The organism is Sphaerochaeta sp. S2, from assembly GCF_016406725.1.
Classification (GTDB): Bacteria; Spirochaetota; Spirochaetia; order Sphaerochaetales; family Sphaerochaetaceae; genus Sphaerochaeta.
The window spans coordinates 1-19,142 of the sequence record NZ_JAEKNT010000445.1 but is presented as its reverse complement, the minus strand read 5'-3'; the positions used below and the strand labels follow the sequence as shown (position 1 = coordinate 19,142).

The 19,142-nt window shown below is 48.8% G+C and carries 18 protein-coding genes and 1 pseudogene; 6 read left to right on the top strand and 13 right to left on the bottom strand.

What is annotated here, in order from left to right; all coding sequences use genetic code 11:
* The 10 genes from JF818_RS12825 to JF818_RS12780 form a co-directional block, all read right to left on the bottom strand.
* A partial coding sequence (locus JF818_RS12825; RefSeq protein WP_198892382.1) for a [Fe-Fe] hydrogenase large subunit C-terminal domain-containing protein occupies window positions 1-1,090 on the bottom strand: 1,090 nt, incomplete at its 3' end.
* Entirely contained in the window at window positions 1,087-1,347 is a 261-nt protein-coding gene (locus tag JF818_RS12820; protein ID WP_198892381.1) for a (2Fe-2S) ferredoxin domain-containing protein, read from the bottom strand. The genes JF818_RS12825 and JF818_RS12820, both read right to left, overlap by 4 nt.
* Before the next feature lie 205 nt (window positions 1,348-1,552).
* A complete protein-coding gene (locus JF818_RS12815) occupies window positions 1,553-2,224 on the bottom strand; it encodes a redox-sensing transcriptional repressor Rex (RefSeq protein WP_198892380.1) in 672 nt (223 codons plus the stop codon).
* 3 nt (window positions 2,225-2,227) lie between these two features.
* Complete coding sequence (ispH, locus tag JF818_RS12810) at window positions 2,228-3,085, bottom strand: 4-hydroxy-3-methylbut-2-enyl diphosphate reductase (protein ID WP_198892379.1); 858 nt, start codon at window positions 3,083-3,085, stop codon at window positions 2,228-2,230.
* Between the two features lie 73 nt (window positions 3,086-3,158).
* The gene (gene secF / locus JF818_RS12805) at window positions 3,159-4,352 is read right to left on the bottom strand and encodes a protein translocase subunit SecF (protein WP_198892378.1); all 1,194 of its coding nucleotides are present in this window, start codon (window positions 4,350-4,352) and stop codon (window positions 3,159-3,161) included.
* The gene (gene secD, locus JF818_RS12800; protein ID WP_198892377.1) at window positions 4,353-6,080 is read right to left on the bottom strand and encodes a protein translocase subunit SecD; all 1,728 of its coding nucleotides are present in this window, start codon (window positions 6,078-6,080) and stop codon (window positions 4,353-4,355) included.
* A 27-nt stretch (window positions 6,081-6,107) separates the two neighbouring features.
* Window positions 6,108-6,560, bottom strand: a complete 453-nt coding sequence (gene yajC / locus JF818_RS12795) for a preprotein translocase subunit YajC (protein ID WP_198892376.1) — start codon at window positions 6,558-6,560, stop codon at window positions 6,108-6,110.
* Between the two features lie 182 nt (window positions 6,561-6,742).
* Window positions 6,743-8,374: a chaperonin GroEL gene (gene groL / locus JF818_RS12790; protein WP_198892375.1), complete on the bottom strand. Its 1,632-nt coding sequence runs from the start codon at window positions 8,372-8,374 to the stop codon at window positions 6,743-6,745.
* A gap of 115 nt (window positions 8,375-8,489) precedes the next feature.
* Entirely contained in the window at window positions 8,490-9,368 is an 879-nt protein-coding gene (locus JF818_RS12785; RefSeq protein WP_198892374.1) for a DUF92 domain-containing protein, read from the bottom strand.
* Complete coding sequence (locus JF818_RS12780) at window positions 9,365-10,033, bottom strand: diacylglycerol/polyprenol kinase family protein (RefSeq protein WP_198892373.1); 669 nt, start codon at window positions 10,031-10,033, stop codon at window positions 9,365-9,367. The genes JF818_RS12785 and JF818_RS12780 overlap by 4 nt, the downstream gene beginning before the upstream one ends.
* A 271-nt stretch (window positions 10,034-10,304) precedes the next feature.
* Between JF818_RS12780 and JF818_RS12775 the strand changes: the two genes are divergently transcribed.
* Window positions 10,305-10,583, top strand: coding sequence for an RNA-binding protein (locus JF818_RS12775; RefSeq protein ID WP_198892372.1), 279 nt, complete (start codon window positions 10,305-10,307; stop codon window positions 10,581-10,583).
* Between the two features lie 51 nt (window positions 10,584-10,634).
* On the opposite strand, the gene JF818_RS12770 is transcribed toward JF818_RS12775, so the two are convergent.
* From JF818_RS12770 to JF818_RS12760, 3 genes are read right to left on the bottom strand one after another with little or no spacing between them, the layout of a single operon-like run.
* Window positions 10,635-10,868, bottom strand: coding sequence for a DUF1653 domain-containing protein (locus JF818_RS12770; RefSeq protein ID WP_198892371.1), 234 nt, complete (start codon window positions 10,866-10,868; stop codon window positions 10,635-10,637).
* Window positions 10,862-12,724: a DUF2207 domain-containing protein gene (locus JF818_RS12765; RefSeq protein ID WP_198892370.1), complete on the bottom strand. Its 1,863-nt coding sequence runs from the start codon at window positions 12,722-12,724 to the stop codon at window positions 10,862-10,864. Before JF818_RS12765 ends, JF818_RS12770 begins: the two co-directional genes overlap by 7 nt.
* Complete coding sequence (locus tag JF818_RS12760; RefSeq protein ID WP_198892369.1) at window positions 12,724-13,275, bottom strand: LemA family protein; 552 nt, start codon at window positions 13,273-13,275, stop codon at window positions 12,724-12,726. The genes JF818_RS12765 and JF818_RS12760 overlap by 1 nt, the downstream gene beginning before the upstream one ends.
* Window positions 13,276-13,438: 163 nt before the next feature.
* Between JF818_RS12760 and JF818_RS12755 the strand changes: the two genes are divergently transcribed.
* The 5 genes and pseudogenes from JF818_RS12755 to JF818_RS12735 form a co-directional block, all read left to right on the top strand.
* Entirely contained in the window at window positions 13,439-13,909 is a 471-nt protein-coding gene (locus JF818_RS12755) for an arginine repressor (RefSeq protein ID WP_117330969.1), read from the top strand.
* A gap of 72 nt (window positions 13,910-13,981) precedes the next feature.
* Window positions 13,982-15,553, top strand: a complete 1,572-nt coding sequence (locus JF818_RS12750; RefSeq protein WP_198892368.1) for a glucose-6-phosphate isomerase — start codon at window positions 13,982-13,984, stop codon at window positions 15,551-15,553.
* Window positions 15,554-15,678: 125 nt separating this feature from the next.
* A complete protein-coding gene (locus JF818_RS12745) occupies window positions 15,679-16,149 on the top strand; it encodes a MarR family winged helix-turn-helix transcriptional regulator (protein ID WP_198892367.1) in 471 nt (156 codons plus the stop codon).
* Window positions 16,119-17,847: pseudogene (locus JF818_RS12740) on the top strand (ABC transporter ATP-binding protein). The gene JF818_RS12745 and the pseudogene JF818_RS12740 overlap by 31 nt, the downstream one beginning before the upstream one ends.
* The coding region (locus JF818_RS12735) for an ABC transporter ATP-binding protein (protein ID WP_198892366.1) at window positions 17,844-19,142 on the top strand (1,299 nt) is incomplete at its 3' end. The pseudogene JF818_RS12740 and the gene JF818_RS12735, both read left to right, overlap by 4 nt.

Below are 19,142 nucleotides of genomic sequence, written 5' to 3'. Positions count from 1 at the left end.
CTACCTCAGCAGTATGTTTCTCAATCAGGGAATAGCCTTGTTCAAGGAGCTTAGCAACAAATGCTGCATCTCCATTAAATACAGGACCTTGATCGGTGATCCGACTACGGGTATAGCGTGAACTTAGGCTTTTCTTGGAAGCAGAGGAACGCCCTTGGTTGCTTACCGGTCCATTGATGCAACCACCTTCGCAGGCGAGGAGTTCGAGGAATGCTGTATTCTGGTCTTCCCTCTCCATCCCTGATAGTGTCCCTACCACCTGATTCATACCACTGATGGCAACAGCATGGGTCTGGAAGGGATCACCTCCCCACTTCAATGAGGCTATCATCCCGCCCTCTACAGGGTAGAGCGTAGACTTACCAGCACGGCAAGGAACCAGGGAGGGTACACTGGAAGGGTCAAGGGAAATCTCTCTTTCAATCTGTTCCAAGTCAATATGCTCAGCAAGGAGCCAGGCATTGAGTTCCTCATAGGTCAAGGCAAAATCCGGATAGCCTGGGCTCTGGTCTGCCTCCACCTTTTTTGCGATACAAGGACCGATAAAGACCACTCCAATCTCTTCTCCATAGAGTGCCCGTAAATAGGCACTATGGCACTGCAATGGGGAGGGCACCTTGCTGAGTTGGTCCACCAATGAGGGATAGTACTTTTTTACCGTCTGGACCACCGTTGGGCAGGCTGTGGAAATCCATGGACAGTTTCCATCGTGGGATTCTGCATACATCTCAATTGCCTGGTTTACCAGATGAGCCCCGATGGCTGTTTCGCTTACCCCACTAAAGCCCAGACGAGTAAGCGCGACCACCAAGCTATCGGTGCTGAAGGGGAATTCTGCTGCACTGGAAGGGGCTAGAGAACAGAAGATCTTTCTTCCGCTCTGGACAAACTGGCGAACCCGTGCCAAATCACCACGAATTTTCTTGGCATGGGATGGACAGATATCAACACAGTGTCCGCAATAGATACATCGGTCCTTTACCACTACTGCTGAGCCATCCTTTACCTGGATAGCTTTTACAGGACAGCCGCGAACACACTTGTAACAGTCACGGCACTCGGTCAACTCTGTATATATAGGATGGATCATTGCATCCCTTCCCGCTCTTTCAGTTCATGCACAACCAACTGAACCACCTCATCGGCAGAAAGCCCTTGGTAGGTGGTATCGGCAATACGAATATTCGGACCTTTGGAGCAATCTCCCATGCATAAGTGTCCTATCAAATCCACACAATCTGCAGTCCCAGACTCCTGAAGATAGGACTCCAATGCTGCAAGTGTCTGAGAGTTCCCCCGAGCAAAGCAAGAGCTTCCCATGCACAGCTCCACGACCAGTTTCTTCATCAATGACCTCATTATCTAATCTCTTGCCGCCATGGTAGCGAAGAAACAACCCTAGAGTCAACGAATATTTGATTGAAAGGAATTTATTATTGAGATATTATGGTTTTTAAATCACATATTATCATTAATAATACAATATAATATGCTTGTATTCACATTAAAAAAGGGTATCCTTACGATACCCCTCTTATCAGTGCACTAGAAATTACCAATCATCCAATTCGCTACTTAGGTCTTTCTTGTTCATCTTTTGCCGCACCTTGGCAGAGAGAACTGCAAAACTTGTAGCCAGATCGGTACGCTGGACCACCACATGCTCGGGGAGTTTCAAATCCTTGGGTGCAAAATTCCATATGGCCAGCAACCCACACTCCATGAGCAGCTCAGCTGTCTCCTGGGCTTGGTCGGCTGGAACAGCAAGGACTCCGATATTTACATGGTGCCGATCGATGTACTCCTTGACCTTGCTCAAAGGAAAGACCGGGACATCCCCAAGCCAAGTATCCCACTTATTGGGATCAACATCGAATGCTGCCACGATCTTGAGCCCATAACTCTCAAACCCCTCATAGCGTGCAAGAGCGGAGCCCAAATGGCCGGCGCCCACCACAATTGCATCGGTAGCATTGTCCCACCCCAAGGTGTGGATGATTGCCTCAATGAGCTTAACAACAGCAAAGCCTACCTTGGGTTTGCCCTCGATCCCGGTACAGGAAATGTCCTTACGTACTTGAATTGGTTTCAATCCAAGCTCTTCGGCCAAGGTAGTAGCGCTGACCATCTCCATTCCTTGCTCCCGGTACCCCTGCAAAAGCCTAAGGTAGGAGGGAAGCCTCTTGATGGTGGGAATTGGTATTCCCCGATAACCTGTTTCCATGTATCACTCCTGTTGCAACCTATCGATTACGCGTTGAATCACCAGAGAGGGGGTTGATGCCCCTGCTGTTATACCCAGTATATCATAGCTGCGCATATCGTCGGTAATTTCTGTTTCATTCTCTATATGCCAGGCCATCTTTCCCTTTTCTCGTACCAATTGGTAGAGCGCCCTGGTGTTTGCACTCTCCTTCCCCCCTATCACCACCACTGCATCACATGCATCAGTCAGCTCAAGGGTGGCCTGCCGACGATTGATGGAACTGGGACAGACCTCATTGGCAAAGAGCATCGTACATCCATACTGCTCCCATTCCCTTAAGGCTTTTTGAATGGTATTCCATAATCCCTGATCAAACGTTGTCTGCACAAACACCACATAGGATTTGCCTGGTTCCGGGGTACCAACATCCTCAGGACCAGAAATCAGGATGGTATCGCAGACCTTCCCTTCGCACTGGACCCCTCGCATGGCAAGCGTCTCCGGATGACCAGGGTGCCCAACAATCAAGATGGTATGCGTAGGTGCATATGCAGAAATTCTTGAGAGGTTATGCTTCACAACCGGACATGTAGCATCAACCAAGTCAAAACCAGCTTCCACAAAAGAAGATCGCACCGTTTCGGGTACTCCATGTGCACGCAGTACAACCAATCCGGGCTCATGCCCCTCTGCTCCTGTAATAACCTGCATCCCCTGATCAGCGAAAAAGGCACACGTGTCATCGTTATGAATAAGCTTACCCAAGGAATATACAGGCTTGTGGGCGTCTTTTGCCTCCTGCAATGCAGAGGTAGCAAGGTCCAAGGCCCTGGACACCCCCTTGCAATATCCCATGGTTCTGGAAAGTATCAGTTTCATACACCCCCATTATGACAAGAACGCTGCCACATGATAAGAGTGCGGCAGCGTATGACTTGCAAGAAGAGACAGGTTACTCTGCTTTCTTCTCTTTTTTCTTTGCCTGAGCATTGCTGATCCAGTAAAGCATCGCAGGTGCAAGCAGGTTGGATGAGTAGGTTCCAAAGAGGATACCAAATCCCATCTTCACTGCAAAGAGCTGGATGTCACCGGAAGCAAAGATTGCGAGCGGGATGATAGCGATCAAGGTGGTGACTGCACTCATTACCGTTCTACTCAATGACTGTGTAACGCTATGGTCAATATTCACACTCAACGAAGCATCTGGTGCCAATACCACATTCTCACGGATACGATCGAAGATAACGATTGTATTGTTCAGTGAGTAACCAATGATGGTCAGCAGCGCTGCAACAGTGATACCAGAGAACTCAAAGCGGAAGAGCGTAATTACCGTAAGCATCATCAAGATATCATGCACAAGTGCAATCAAGGATGACACTGCATAAGCAAAACGGAACCTGACCCAGATATAGAGGAGGATCAAGGCCATTGCAACCACGATGGCGAGGATGGAGCTGGAGAGCAACGTTGCACTGAACTTCGGTCCAATGTAATCACTCTGGAGAACCACTACATTACCAGCACCGAATGCAGCATTCAATGCATTCTTCACTTCGGTTTCCATGGAATCCTGAGTTGCACCTTCCTTGATGCCGAGACGGACCTGGAAGGTCTGGCTTCCATCCACCCCAACGGTCTGCACACGTACATTACCCAGTGAATCCAAAGCAGAACGTACATCTTCGATGTTTGCATTTCCACTGCTCTGGAAATTCAGCTTGGTAGGTTCAGCAGAGAGCGTTGCAGGAAATCCATACCCACTGAGGAGCTGAGCTGTTTCCAATGACCCGTCAACAACTGCCACATTGATGTTCTGCACAGCACCAAGTGCTGTTGCAAGATCCTGTGCAGTTGGATACTCGGAAGCACTGAAGCTGGTACTGGAAACCCCTTCATCACCGCGAACTTCAAGATTAAGGCCAGAACCTGAGACAGCAAGGACTGCATCCTTGTTCCCAGCATAGGTAACTTCCAATCCAATGGGAGCTATCTGAATTCTCTGGCTCAATCCACTTTCAAAATCAACACCCAGGTTAAAACCACCCAACACAGCGAAGGAGATACCTCCGGCGAGCAGGAGGACTACAGCCAAAGCCCAGGCGTACCAGCGAAGCTTGATAACAGGAATATCTTTCTTAAGCATTTAGTTTTTCCTCCAGCTGATGTGTAGCTTCTTGCCCTCACGTTGGGCGACGGTCGCATCAAAGATAAGATGCGAAACAAACAACGCAGTAAATACCGAGCTCACAATACCGATGGCAAGGGTATTCGCAAAGCCCTTGACTGCACTGCTTCCAAGCTGGGAGAGTACCAGAGCTGCAATGATTGTGGTTATGTTTGCATCCATGACAGTCCAGAATGCTTTATCAAATCCCGCCTTGATTGCGGCAACATCACTCTTGCCCAACCTTCGCTCTTCCTTAATACGCTCAAAGATGATGACATTGGTATCAACAGCCATACCCAAGGTAAGGATAAGACCGGCAACACTGGTCAAGGTCAGCGTGAAATTGAAAGCAGAGAGAACACTGATCATGAAGAACAAGTTCAGCAACAATGCGAGGTTTGCCACAAGGCCACTGACGTGGTAGTAAGCGAACATCAGAATGATTACCAGAGCAAGTCCAACAGCAATGGCCTTCAAACCAGCCGATACAGCATCTTCACCAAGGGTAGCACCAACAGCCTGCTGGCTGCTGACAACCAGCTCGATGGGAAGCGCAGCGGTACGCAGAACAATAGCAAGGTCAGCTGCTTCCTCTGCATCGAAACCGGAAATCTGAACGTTGCTCCTGATCCCTTCATTGATGGTGGCCATGGCCTTAACCTTGCCGTCCATAACAACTGCCATGGTATCTCCAACGTGGGTAGATGTGAGCTTGTAGAAGATATCGCCACCAAGGCTGTCCAACTGGAAGTTGACCACAGGCCGACCGGTGATACCATCGGTTGCCGTGGTTGCACTCTCAAGGTGGATTCCATCAAGGCCGATCTCTTCCTCTATTACTACATAGCTCTCCAGCTCATCGATCCCATACTCGTCACTGATATAATAACCAGCAGCAATCTTACCAGCGGGCAAGAAATCAGGCTGCTTCAATGCACCAGTATCGGTATAAACCTCAGAAGGATTCTCGGTGTAGTAAGTATTCAATTCAGCGGTAAGGGTGGTGTCGACAATCTTGAAGACAAGGGAGCCCTTACCACGAAGGAAGGAGTTAACACGCTCTGGGTCGGCAGCACCTGGAATCTCAATGAGAATCTGGTCATCACCTTGTAAACGGATGACAGGCTCACTGACACCAAATTGGTCAATTCGTTTCTCAAGAATTTCGATATCCTGGCGAATCGCCTCAGAAATCTCACCCGAGGATGCAGTCTTGCCAATCTTCTCTTCGTAGGAAGCAACATCAGCCTCCAAGAGAATACTCATACCACCTTCAAGGTCCAGTCCAAGCTGTAGTGCTTTGTTTCCCAAAGTCTTCAGATCAAGCAAGGACGTGCGGTAGTAGGATTCAGCTGAATCGAACATATCCTGTTCGTTGTAGAACCCAGCAAACAATGCTTCAAGAGTCCAATTCCGGGGAACTGAACGCTTCATGGCTTTGTAATTTTCCTTCGCGTAATCCTTTAGATAGGAGAACTCAGAAGGCAGGGCTGCCTGTGGGTCATCAGCGACCAACTCCTTGAGCGAGCGGAGATCGCGTGAAGCCTGTCCACGGGAATACTCCTTAATCTGTACATTTGAGCCTGTTGCAAGTTCCTTGGTGTCCTGCGGTACGAATCCATACCAAGCAATCGTGGGATAGAGGAAGAACCCGCACAACAAGACGACCACCAGAACGACCACCAGACGACTCCGTTTTTTCATGATACTCTCCAGATGTCTTTTATAGAATTATTTGTCTTTCTTCTCAGCTTCAGCTTCAGCAGGGACTTCCTCAACGGGAGCCTCAACACTCTTCTCAGGAGCAGATACTTGCTCTTCCTTTTTGCTCTTCTTCTTGCTGGAAGCAGTTGCACCATCGCCCTTTCTGTTTACGATGCTGCTGATAGCATTTCTGGAGAACTCCATACGCGTGTTGTCGTCAACCTTTACCACCACGGTAGTCTCTTTCACCGCAACAACGGTTCCATGAATTCCACCAATCGAGACAACCTTATCCCCTTTCTTAATAGAGGAGAGCATCTCCTTGGTTTCCTTGTCCCGCTTCTTTTGCGGACGGATAATCAAGAAATAGAAGATAACAATGATGAGACCGAACGTAACAAAGGTCGTCATCATCGAACCGGTTGAACCTGCGGCGCCGGCCGTTTCAGGGGCTGCCATAGCACTAATCAATGAAAGCATTGGTAATCCTCACTTTGCATAAAATCGGATGCAGAAAAGAGGCGGAAGAAAACTTCGCATCCAATTTTCCAAGTATCGATTAAAGTAGCACGTTCGCTATCCACTAGTCAAGTTTCAGTATCAGAAGCCATAAGACGGCAAAAAGGGTCGCCGGAAAGCGACCCCTTTTGCAGAGCGTGGGATTACATCATCCCGCCCATGCCCTCAGGTCCTGGACCTGCAGGAGCTGCGGGTTCTGGAATATCTGTTACAACACATTCGGTGGTAAGAATCAAAGAAGCGATGGATGCAGCGTTCTGCAATGCACTTCTGGTGACCTTGACCGGATCGATAATACCGCTTTCGGACATATTGACCCACTTGCCACTCTCAGCATCATAGCCGATACCCGGCTTCTCATGCTTGCACTTGTCAGCAATAAGTGAACCATCAAGTCCAGCATTCTGGGCAATCTGGCGAATTGGCTCCTCAAGTGCACGACGGACAATCTTGTATCCGACCTGCTCATCTTCAGTGAACTTGGAGATATCCATCTTGTCCATCACCTGGACAGCCTGAATAAGTGCAACACCACCACCAGGGATGACGCCTTCCTCGATTGCTGCGCGGGTAGCGGAAAGAGCATCCTCAACACGGTGCTTCTTCTCCTTCAGCTCAACTTCGGTAGCAGCACCCACATTCAGGACGGCAACGCCACCTGCAAGTTTGGCCAGACGTTCCTGGAGTTTCTCGCGGTCATAGTCACTGGTCGTGTCCCCAATCTGGGCCTTGATCTGGGCAATGCGATCCTTGATATCGCTCTGCTTGCCGTTTCCATTGATGATCGTGGTATTCTCCTTCTCAACCTTGATGCTCTTTGCGCGTCCAAGTTGGGAAAGATCAGCATTCTCAAGTTTCAGGCCAAGCTCTTCACTGATGACCTCGCCACCGGTAAGGATAGCGATATCCTCAAGCATTGCCTTGCGGCGGTCACCGAATCCAGGAGCTTTAACAGCAACGACGTTCAAGATGCCACGAACACTGTTTACAACCAATGTTGCAAGAGCTTCACCGTCCACATCCTCTGCGATGATGAGCAGAGGCTTGCTTGCCTGGGCAACCTTCTCGAGCACAGGAAGCAACTCTTTCATGTTGCTGATCTTCTTGTCATAGATAAGGATGAAAGGATCATCAAGAAGAGCGGTCATGGTATCACGATTATTGCAGAAATATGCAGAGAGATAACCACGATCGAACTGCATTCCTTCCACGAAATCAGTGGTGGTCTCGATGGTCTTGGACTCTTCAACGGTTATTACTCCGTCCAGACCAACCTTCTCCATCGCATTGGCGATCTCATCACCGATGGTGCGATCATTGTTTGCACTGATGGAAGCGACTTGTGCAATCTCTTCCTTGTCCTTGATCATCTTGGCCTGTTTCTTGATCTCGGCAACGGCGTCAGCAACAGCCTTGTCGATACCACGGCGAATACCCATTGGGTTTACACCTGCGGCCACACTCTTCATGCCTTCCTTGATAATGGACCAGGCAAGAACGGTAGCGGTGGTGGTACCATCACCTGCAACATCGTTGGTCTTGGTTGCAACTTCCTTCAGAAGCTGGGCACCCATGTTTTCAAACGGGTTCTCCAGCTCGATTTCGCGTGCTACGGAAACACCGTCTTTCGTGACAGTCGGAGCACCGAACTTCTTGTCGAGAACAACCAGGCGACCTTTCGGGCCAAGCGTTGCCATTACTGCGCGGGAGATCTTTTCAACACCAGCCACCAGGGACTTGCGTGCCTCTTCATTGAACTGCAATTGTTTTGCCATACTATATATCCTCACTTAAAGAATATGTGGTGCGATTACACATAGCAGACCTCTTTAGGCCTACCGACATGTAAAATACAAAGAAAAATGCGGAGAAGCAAGTAAAAAATACAGATTACCCAATTATCAGGGTAAGTGACATGCCAAACAGGGCTGAAGCCACATTGCTCAGCAGGTTAACCACATCATTATCGACCCAACGAATTCCTCTCTCAAGTGGAAGGATTCTTCCATCCACTACTGCATGCTCGGTAATACGGTCATCCACCTCATCATAGTAATGAGCCTGGACGGTAGCACCGAGCACACTATCGAGCAAACACCCAAAAAAAGAACTTAATGCGATTACTGAAACATAGAGAGCACTCTTTCCTGTGATAGGCAGGAAACACCCCCAGACACAAAGTGCTACCAGTATTGCTCCCAACAATCCACTGGCAAGCCCCAGAGGACTAACCGCACCGCTAAGGCCTGGAGTCATGGGTCGTCCAGTGATGATGGAAACTGGCTTGGTTTTAGAGAGGATGCCGACCTCACTTGCGAAGGTATCGCTTGCTGCCTCCCCTACCGAAGCCCCAAACATTACCAAAAAGGGAATGGAAGGATTCAAGGCATAGAGCAGTGCACTGACCAATGCCATCAATCCATTGGCATAGACCTGGGAGGCATCACGCCTACCACCCTTCTTATGAATCTTCATCACATCGAAGGCCAGCGCACGTTTTGCAATCTTTCCCAATACCCCTGCAGAAAGGAAGAAGAGCAACAAGGTTGCCAGCGCACCAAAACCAAGAACCCAAGTAGTGCCAAATCCAACCAAGAAAGCAGCCACAGCCCCACCAGGGGTGAGTTGCTTGGCGAAATAACTTGCTGTTGCCACCACGGTCATGATACCGACCAACAACCAGAAGGCAGGAGGGAGTGCGAAGAAGAAGGCATTGAAGTGCGATGCCAGTGACCCACTAGGGGGAACCAGGTTCGCGTATTCACTCATAAGAACACTCCAAGAAGGAGCACTACCACAAATGGCACGGTGATATTATCCAGGCCAAGAGGAGTGACGGCCTCCATCACTGCAGCAGAAACCCCAATCACCAAGGATATACCCAAGACAACGGGGGCTGAGAGTGTGGTGAAAAAAGCCAATCCAATGAGAGCAACCAAGCTGCTGACAGAAGCCATGGTCAGCGTACCTGCCCAACTCTTGACCATACCGGGGACAGGGAGCTTCTTCTTTCCCCATTTGGTACCCACCAGGGCAGCCAATCCATCACCATAGCCCATGACAAACACGGCAATGCTACAAGCCAAGCTGGAAACAACTCCCTGATATTGCAAGACAACCAAGATCAGGAGGGTGATGGGGAAGTAAATCAGCCCATAGTTTCGCTTCTTGTCATCCATTCCAAGGGCTTTGCCCCAATTCAGGAAGGTAAACAAGCTGTTAAGGATGATGAAGAGAACTGGGCCAACAAGGGCATAGGATAATGAAGTAAAGAAATTCACTTCAATGAACCACCAATTCGAAACACCAATATGCACAAACTTTCGCATCGCCTCACTGGAAACTGAAGCATACCGCCTCAAGAGGATCCCTACCAAGATGACGAGCGCTAAAAAGGGAAATGACAATGCCAACCCAAGTATATTGCTATTCATAACCGACATCATGCTAAGAATGTTCAATAAATGCAAGAACCCACCGGCTGACATGGGGCAATTCACGCTTTTGGGCCAGTGTGATAATTGACAGCCAAAATGGGCCGTGATACCGTTTGATTGCTTTCGTTTTTGTGTTGCAGCTGATACGTAATTCCTAATGTTCGCACGCGTGCGTTACTGAATCGCTCCCGCAGACAGGTAAGAGTTAAAGACTGCGCCACATGAAGCAATATTGAATGACAGGCGCTGCCTGTGAAGGATGCTTTGAATGGCAAAGAAAATTTATGTCGGAAACATGAGTTACCGGACAACCGAAGAAGAACTTCGGGACCTGTTCGCACAGTACGGTACTGTACTCAGTGCCAATATCATCATTGACCGCGAAACCCGACGCCCAAAAGGGTTCGCCTTCGTGGAAATGGAAGAGGATGCATCTGCCGATGCTGCGATTTCCGAGCTGGATGGCAAGGATTTCGGTGGGCGAAACCTTCGTGTGAATGAAGCAATCGCAAAACCCAGACCGGCACACGGCAGTTATCGCCAATAAACCAACCACTATGATTCAGTAACGGGAACGGAGCCAAGATGGCTCCGTTTTTTATTCTCTCAGGCTCTCTCCGATATACGTGAACCGTTTATGGGTTTTCCCTTCCCGTGTCACTTCAGAGATAAACATCTGGTAGGGGCGAACCCACAAGTAATCGCTATCCTTAGGGCGGTAGAGCACCATGGTGGAGAGCGATTCACTTTCTATGACCGTATCCACTACTTGGTACAAACCACCCTTGAAATGCCGATACCAACCCTTTTGTATTTCCTGGGGGATTACCATGCCCCACCGCCTCCGCCGCCAAAACCTCCACCGGAGAATCCACCCGATCCAAAGGAGGATCGTACCGGGGACCTGGAGCCACTCTTTGCCTGGGCATATACTGCTTTTTCCATAACGCTGGTATGCATCCTATGGCTCAATGCACTATAGAACAGGGCATTCCTGATCGGTCGGTTCCCAACATACCACTGGGGTTCTGCAAGTGCAATTTTCGCAAACTTCTTTGCCCAGACATCTTCCAGTCCAAGTACGATGGCATAGCTGAGTACGTGGTAGAACAGTGAAGGATCACTGTCGATCATCATTTTCAGCTTGTCCATTTCCACCTTGCTGATGAATTCACGATATCCAACTATCTCTTCAAGCTTCTTCTGTGCATACGCACTACGTTTTCCCGTAACGATGGCAAGGAATCCAAGATACCCAGGAAAGGCAACGAGGGAAAACGCCATGACGAGCGAGTAAAATGTTCCATGTCCGAATACCGGGTTCATGAACAGAAAGGCAAAAACAAAGAGAAAAAGTGCCGATATACCCAAGAGGAAAAACTTGAATCCCTTCTTGAAAGCGGAAGAAGTCTCCCAGATGGCATCCAGTCGACTGGCAACCAAAGCAAACGTACCAAGGCTGAAAAACCCAACAACCAAGAACACCACCGTTTCAGCGCCAATATAGGAAATAGTGGAGGCGATAGCCATCAATACCACTGAGAGGGCACCATAAAGCATGGCTGCAATGCGCTTTCTCTCCGCCTTGCCATCCTTGAGTTCCCGCTCTCCCTTGAAATAGGCACGTACTTCAGTCTTTGCCTTCTCAAGATCTTTACTGAATGAGCTCTTCTCCAACTGCTTGAGCGTCACTTCTGTACCATCACCACAGGCAAACAAAGCAGAGAATAGGTGTTTCTCGTGAGCCTTGATGGTATCAGGTTCCTTGATCTTGGTGAAGGTGAACTCCTTCTTGCCGAGTTCACTGATGGTCAGGCAACCTTGGTCAGCCCAATAGAAAATCATACTGGTAAGATCTTTGTTATCCACAACCCCATCAGCCAAGTATCCCACTTGCATGGGCGAGAGATCATCGGGAGGGTCGAAACGAACCACTGGGATAAAGAGCTCCTCCTTGCCATAGCGGCGGAAGAGAAGCGTGGCATGTACAGAGGCAGCAAGGGAGACCAGCAGGGCAATGATTGAGGCAGGTATGGTGAAATCAATAAAAGGGCGCACATCGGAATAGTACCCCTCCTCCATTTGCACACGCAGGGTAAGCGCTTCTCCTGGGTAAAGGTCCTGAGCCTCCCCGGTTATGGTCTTTCCATCAGCACTGACCACGAAGCTCCCACGCTGTGCAGTGGTGCCATATACCCCTCCGGTGAGGAATACCATGGAAGGATCAATAGGCTTGGGAAAGTTCACCGTAAAAGAGACATCCTGAATGGGAGCTTGCCACCCTACTCCTACAATATTGTAGTAGAACTCATCATATTCATCGTTTCTGTCATCGCCGATGGCGTAGTCATACCTGATCTGGTACTCCTGAATACCTGTGACTGTCCTGTCCTCAGAGCCGAGGCGGAAGGTAGCATATCCAGAGGATACCGAGTCCTTGATGATCGGCACGTTTGCTTCCAGATTGGTAAGCTTGACTCTCTGCCGACCAAAGAGAACCGGAATTTCCCTGAAGATGCCATGCCTAGGAGATGAGAAATCGACAACAATGTGTTCCTGCATTGCATAACTATTGTCCAACCTCACATCAACTTCCAATGCATACGAATCAAATTGATAGTCCTCTGCAGACAACGCGGTAAGACTTAGAGCAAGAACACAAAGTATCAGGAGTGTTTTCTTTACCATTAAAACTTCACCTCTACACGAGAACGGGCCTCCTCCTCGATTTCCAGATAGGGTTTCTTGGAGAAATGGGCCATCGAGGCGATGATTGAAGAAGGAAATACCTCGCAGATGGTGTTCAATTGCTTGATAATTGCATTGTAATACTTACGGGCACTCAACAACTGCTCTTCAATCTTCTGCAACTGGGCTTGGAGATCCAGGAATCCTTGGTTAGCCTTTAGATCTGGATATGCCTCACTGAGTGCAAACAGTGATTTAAGAGTGGAGCTGAAAGCATTATTAGCCTCATTCTTGTCTACCATCCCTGATGCATTCATCGCCATATTCCTGGCCTCGATAACCTTAGTAAAGGTCTCTTCCTCATGCTTCGCGTACCCTTTAACCGTCTCCACAAGGTTGGGGACCAAGTCATAGCGTTGTTTCAGATGAGCATCAATTGCTGATTCTGCCTCTTCAGCCTGGTTGCGAAGCCGGACATACCGGTTATAGACACTAATCCCATAGAGGGCAAGCAGAAGCACCAATACAATCAAGATATAGACAATTGTCATACAATCCTCCCTTTACTCCATACTATTGTGTAGCATGCTATAAGCGAGGTCGCCGGTCAAGAGTTCGACAAAAAGAAGCCATGAAGCTTGCAAAGGAGTCAATAGTACTGTATCTTTATTCGTGTAAAACGCATAAATATTCCATTCCAGGAGAATCCAAACCATGAGGGAACGACACAACCGGTTGGCGGTCGTCAAGGAACTTATCAAGAACAATAGGATCGACAACCAGGATACGCTGCTGGAGATGCTGAAAACCGAGGGATACACAGTCACACAGGCTACTCTATCCCGCGACTTGAAGATGCTCAAGGTCGGAAAAATTTCCGATGGTTGGTCCGGCTACTACTATAGCTTGCCGGAAAATGACCTGATCAGTGAATCAGAGAAGAGCTACATCCAAGATGTACGAAGAGGAATCCTGTCCATCGAATTTTCAGGAAACTTCGGCGTTATCAAGACCAGACCGGGACATGCCAATTCGGTCGGTATTGCCTTGGACGTGTTGGCAATCCCTGAGATCCTTGGAACCTTGGCCGGTGATGACACTATCTTTGTCATCCTCCGCGAAGGGATGACCAAGGAAGATCTGCAAGAGAGCTTCAAGACACGCATCCCTGACATAGAAGAATAAGTACACCTTGTTCAGATACGCCCCTCCGAATACAATGGAGGGGCGTTCATCTACCATAAGGAGCGAACAGATATGACATACAAGAATCTCGATACAAGTACTTCATTTCAAGCGCTGAGGAACCTGGAGGCAAGTGACCTAACACAAATCCTGCATCCAGAGCGCATCAAATCCTACCAAGTCAATGCCAGCGAAAAGTTGGTGTACAATTATGCAGCCATGCCCGTTGACGAGAACCATCTTTCAGTCCTCCAACAGCTGAGTGATGAACTCCAACTTACCCAGAAGTATCAGGCCCTTGTTGATGGCGAGGTCATGAACACCGGAGAGAAGCGGCTGGTGCTACACCATCTCACCCGTGGTCAAGTAGGGAAACCCGTTAAGGCTGATGGAGAAGACAAAGGTGCCTTCTATGAAGAACAGCTTTCCAGGATCAAGACCTTCTCCAATGCAGTTCGTAGTGGCAAAATCGTCGGTTCAACAGGAAAACGATTCAACACTGTTGTGCAGATAGGAATCGGGGGAAGTGACCTGGGACCAAGAGCCATCTATCTGGCATTGAAGGGTTGGTGCACCAAAGAAGGCATTGAGCAAATGAACGCCCAGTTCATCAGCAATGTCGACCCCGATGATGCACAGGCTGTAATCGATCAACTTGACTTGGAGCGTACACTCTTTATCTTGGTATCCAAGAGTGGCACAACACTCGAAACCCTGACCAACAGGGACTTGGTCATTGAAGCCATCAAGAAGAGCGGTATCAGCGGTATCAATCCTTCTGCTCATATGGTTGCAGTGACCAGCAAGAGCAGTCCGCTTGCATCCTCATCCTCCGTCCTTGATGCCTTTTTCATCGATGACTACATCGGAGGAAGGTACAGTTCCACCAGTGCAGTTGGTGCTGTCATTCTCTCCCTGGCCTATGGATTTGAAACAGTGAGGATGTTCCTCGATGGTGCCCATCAAGGCGATATGGCAGCACGCTCGCCGAAGATCACAGAGAACGCCGCACTCCTTGATGCCCTACTTGGCGTCTACCTGCGCAATGTCCTTCACTATCCCAGTACCGCAATCCTGCCCTACTCACAGGCATTGAGCCGCTTCCCGGCTCACCTGCAGCAGCTGGATATGGAGAGCAACGGGAAACACGTAAACAGAGATGGAGAAAAGCTCACCTATCCCACCGGTCCGGTTATCTTTGGGGAACCAGGAACCAATGGGCAGCACTCCTTCTACCAGTTGCTTCACCAAGGGACTGATATCGTTCCCCTGCAGTTCATCGGATTCTCTGTTTCCCAATACGGGAAAGACATCCTGGTGGAAGGCTCGAGCAGCCAAGAGAAGCTCAATGCCAATCTCGTTGCTCAGATAGTTGCCTTTGCCCGTGGAAAGGATGATAAAAACCCGAACAAGCAGTTCTGTGGCAACCGGCCAAGCAGCTTACTCTATGCAAAACAGCTTGACCCTATGGTCCTCGGGTCCCTGCTTGCCCACTATGAGAACAAGGTAATGTTCCAGGGCTTTATCTGGAATCTCAATAGCTTTGACCAGGAGGGGGTACAGTTGGGTAAGGTACTCGCAACCAAGGTACTCAATGGATGTGAAGGTGATGAGGTCCTCAAGGCCTTCACAGACCTTCTCTAGGCCTTTTCCTTTTCGGCCCCCGTTTTGGGGGCCTGATTATTCTCCACACTTCTTCATCCATCCTGCTTGCCTTTCAGAAAGGAGATGGGTATTATCGTTAGCAAACTAACAAAAGAGACAGACGATTGGAAGAAGAACCAAGACATATCGGACATACCATAAAAACACTCTCCCACCTCCTCCACCGGAGCATGACGAAACTGCTGAAACTCGAAGAAGAGTCCAGCGGCTCCGTTGTGCAGAGTCATCTTCTAGGATACTTCGCTCATCACCAGAAAAATCGAATGTTGCAAAGTGACCTGCAACAGCATCTGGGTATTCGCCGTTCAACCATGACCAATATCCTCAAGGGAATGGAGAGGGACGGATTGATCGTACGGGAAGAATCGGAAGAAGACAAACGACAAAAGTGGGTTGTTTTGACAGGGTTGGCGAAACAGAAGTGTGCAGAACATTTTCATCTGGTACAAGAGTTCGAGCTGGCCATGAGGCAAGGCCTCAGTGAGGAACAGCTGCAGCAGTTCTTCACAATCGCAGATACAATCAGAAGGAATTTGGAAATAATATGTTTACAGAATTACGAAAACAAACAGTAGGATATCGTCGCCCAACCATCCTTACCATGGTCTTTGTTACCTTGGAAGTGATCATGGATGTCATCATCCCTTTCCTCATGGCATTCCTCATAGACCGCGGTATTGATGCAGGAAATTTTAATGAAATCCTCAAATGGGGGCTCGCGCTCCTTCTTTGTGCATCAATTGCGCTGCTATTTGGGGTACTCTCAGGTCACTATGCTGCAGAAGCATCTACGGGTTTTGCAAAGAATGTACGAAGAAAACTCTATCATCACACAAGATTTCTCATTTGCCAATATCGACAAGTTCTCCACCAGCAGTTTGGTGACCCGTCTTACCACCGATGTCACCAATGTACAACGTGCCTATCAGATGCTTATCCGTATCGCAGTGCGTAGCCCGGGGATGCTGGTGTTTGCTTTCTTCATGGCAGTGTCCATCAACAAGACTCTGAGCTTGGTCTATCTTGTTGCACTCCCCCTGCTGGGTATCGGTCTCTTTTTCCTGATCAGGGCTGCCTATCCAATCTTCACCCGGGTATTCAAGACGTATGATCGGCTCAATACCGTGGTTCAGGAGAATATCAGGGGGATCAGGGTGGTTAAGTCGTTTGTCAGGGAAGCGCATGAGGTGAAGAAATTTGAGGTGGTTTCCTCCGATATCTATGATGATTTCAGCAAGGCTGAGAAGATCATTGCCTTCAACAGTCCCCTGATGCAGGGAATGATGTACCTCAGCCTGCTCTCGATCAGTTATATTGCAGCCCGCTTGATCGTCGCCTCATCAATGACGGCAGGTGAGCTGATGAGCTTCATCACCTACACATCCCAGATTCTTATGAGCCTGATGATGTTCTCCATGGTTGTAGTTATGATTACCATAAGCAGGGCCTCAGCAGTACGGATCGAGGAAGTGCTCACCGAAAAGAGCGACCTAGAGGAAAAGAAGGATGCCATCAACACGGTCGCTGATGGGTCAATTTCCTTTTCCCATGTGGACTTCAGCTATACAAAGACCAAGGAGAAGCGATGTCTCTATGATATCAACCTCGATATTGAAAGTGGACAGACCATCGGCATCCTTGGCCCAACCGGTAGTGCGAAAAGTTCGCTTGTCCAGTTGATCCCACGCCTCTATGACACCTTCAGTGGGTCAGTAAAGGTTGGAGGAGTGGATGTAAGAGACTATGCGTTGGAAAGTCTCAGGAAAGAGGTAGGCATGGTACTGCAGAAGAATCTCCTTTTCAGTGGGACAATTGCAGAAAATCTCCGCTGGGGAAATGAGCATGCGAGCGATGAGGAGCTTAGATGGGCTTGCCGTATTGCCCAGGCAGATGGATTCATCCAGCAGTTCCCCAAGGGGTATGAAACCTATATCGAACAGGATGGTTCCAATGTCTCCGGAGGGCAGAAACAGAGATTGTGTATCGCACGTGCCTTGCTCAAGCATCCAAAGATTCTCATCTTTGACGACTCAACCAGCGCTGTCGATACCAAGACAGATGCCGCTATCAGGGAAGGCTTGCTCGGTGAACTTCCAGAAACCACGAAGATCATCATTGCACAGCGAGTAACTTCGGTGATGGACGCTGACAGGATCATCATGCTCGATGATGGAAGAATACATGATGCAGGTACCCATCAAGAACTGATGGATCGTTGTTCACGTTATAAAGAGATGTATTGCAGCCAGATGCACAAGGAGGAGCGAGCATGAACAAACCCCACTCCAAGATGCCCAAGTTTGACTGGCCAACCCTGAAACGTCTCTTCACCTACATCTTTGTACCGTATAAACTGCGCTTCCTTGTTGTCCTGTGCTGTATCCTTGTCAGTGCACTTGCCTCAGTTGCAGGCTCCTTGTTCCTGCGCCTCCTGATCGATACCTATATCGTACCAATGGCACAGAACCCTGAAACAGCTTCCTTCACCCCGCTGATACAGGCGCTTCTGGTGATGGCAACGATATATGCTGCAGGTGTCATTGCTACCTTTATGTACAACCGATTGATGATCACCATTGCCCAGGGAACACTAAAGACCCTTCGTGATGGGATGTTCACCCATATGCAGAAGCTTTCGATTCGGTTCTTTGACACACAATCCCACGGAGACCTGATGAGTCTCTATACCAACGACACCGATACGCTCAGGCAGATGGTGAGTCAATCAATCCCTAACTTCGTCAACTCGATCATCACAGTACTGGCTATTTTCTTTGCCATGCTGTTTACCAGCTGGCAGCTGACCTTGGTTGTTTTATTCTCACTTGCAATCATGCTACGCATCTCCTCCTTTGTTGCAGGCAAAAGCGGTGCATACTTTGTTGAACAGCAGAAGGCTATCGGGAAAACCAATGGGTATATAGAAGAGATGATCAACGGACAGAAGATCATCAAGGTTTTCACCTATGAAGAGAAGGCAAAGGAGCGTTTTGATGCATTGAATGATGAGCTTAATAACCACGCATTCAACGCCAACCGTTTTGCCAATATCCTTATGCCGATCATGGGCAATATCAGTTACATCCAGTACGTATTGGTCGCAATTGCCGGGGGCATGTTGGCGATTCACGGCATTGGAGCATTGACCCTTGGCATTATCGCTGCCTTCCTCCAACTGAGCAGAACGATCAATATGCCGATCAACCAGATGGCCAACCAGTTGAATGCTGTGGTAATGGCACTTGCAGGTACCAAGCGTATCTTTGCGCTGCTCGATGAGGAAATCGAAGGTGATGAGGGATATATCACCCTGGTCAATCTTTCCGATACAGGAGAAGAGACTGAAAAGAGAACTGAACGTTGGGCATGGAAAGATACTCGAACAGGAAATCTCACTGAGTTGCAAGGCAGGGTCTCGCTCACTGATGTAGACTTTGGATACACAGAGGAGACCTTGGTACTCAAGAATATCACCATACACGCAGAACCTGGCCAGAAGATCGCCTTGGTCGGGGCTACCGGAGCAGGAAAGACGACCATCACCAACCTAATCAATCGCTTCTACGAT

What these genes read in the sequence shown, in the direction of transcription:
- JF818_RS12820 (WP_198892381.1), bottom strand. Translation starts at nt 1,347, where the DNA reads ATGAAGAAACTGGTCGTGGAGCTGTGCATGGGAAGCTCTTGCTTTGCT.
- JF818_RS12770 (WP_198892371.1), bottom strand. Translation starts at nt 10,868, where the DNA reads ATGGTAATCCCCCAGGAAATACAAAAGGGTTGGTATCGGCATTTCAAG.
- JF818_RS12765 (WP_198892370.1), bottom strand. Translation starts at nt 12,724, where the DNA reads ATGGTAAAGAAAACACTCCTGATACTTTGTGTTCTTGCTCTAAGTCTT.
- JF818_RS12780 (WP_198892373.1), bottom strand. Translation starts at nt 10,033, where the DNA reads ATGAATAGCAATATACTTGGGTTGGCATTGTCATTTCCCTTTTTAGCG.
- JF818_RS12760 (WP_198892369.1), bottom strand. Translation starts at nt 13,275, where the DNA reads ATGACAATTGTCTATATCTTGATTGTATTGGTGCTTCTGCTTGCCCTC.
- secF (WP_198892378.1), bottom strand. Translation starts at nt 4,352, where the DNA reads ATGCTTAAGAAAGATATTCCTGTTATCAAGCTTCGCTGGTACGCCTGG.
- JF818_RS12775 (WP_198892372.1), top strand. Translation starts at nt 10,305, where the DNA reads ATGGCAAAGAAAATTTATGTCGGAAACATGAGTTACCGGACAACCGAA.
- JF818_RS12785 (WP_198892374.1), bottom strand. Translation starts at nt 9,368, where the DNA reads ATGAGTGAATACGCGAACCTGGTTCCCCCTAGTGGGTCACTGGCATCG.
- yajC (WP_198892376.1), bottom strand. Translation starts at nt 6,560, where the DNA reads ATGCTTTCATTGATTAGTGCTATGGCAGCCCCTGAAACGGCCGGCGCC.
- groL (WP_198892375.1), bottom strand. Translation starts at nt 8,374, where the DNA reads ATGGCAAAACAATTGCAGTTCAATGAAGAGGCACGCAAGTCCCTGGTG.
- JF818_RS12815 (WP_198892380.1), bottom strand. Translation starts at nt 2,224, where the DNA reads ATGGAAACAGGTTATCGGGGAATACCAATTCCCACCATCAAGAGGCTT.
- ispH (WP_198892379.1), bottom strand. Translation starts at nt 3,085, where the DNA reads ATGAAACTGATACTTTCCAGAACCATGGGATATTGCAAGGGGGTGTCC.
- JF818_RS12750 (WP_198892368.1), top strand. Translation starts at nt 13,982, where the DNA reads ATGACATACAAGAATCTCGATACAAGTACTTCATTTCAAGCGCTGAGG.
- secD (WP_198892377.1), bottom strand. Translation starts at nt 6,080, where the DNA reads ATGAAAAAACGGAGTCGTCTGGTGGTCGTTCTGGTGGTCGTCTTGTTG.
- JF818_RS12755 (WP_117330969.1), top strand. Translation starts at nt 13,439, where the DNA reads ATGAGGGAACGACACAACCGGTTGGCGGTCGTCAAGGAACTTATCAAG.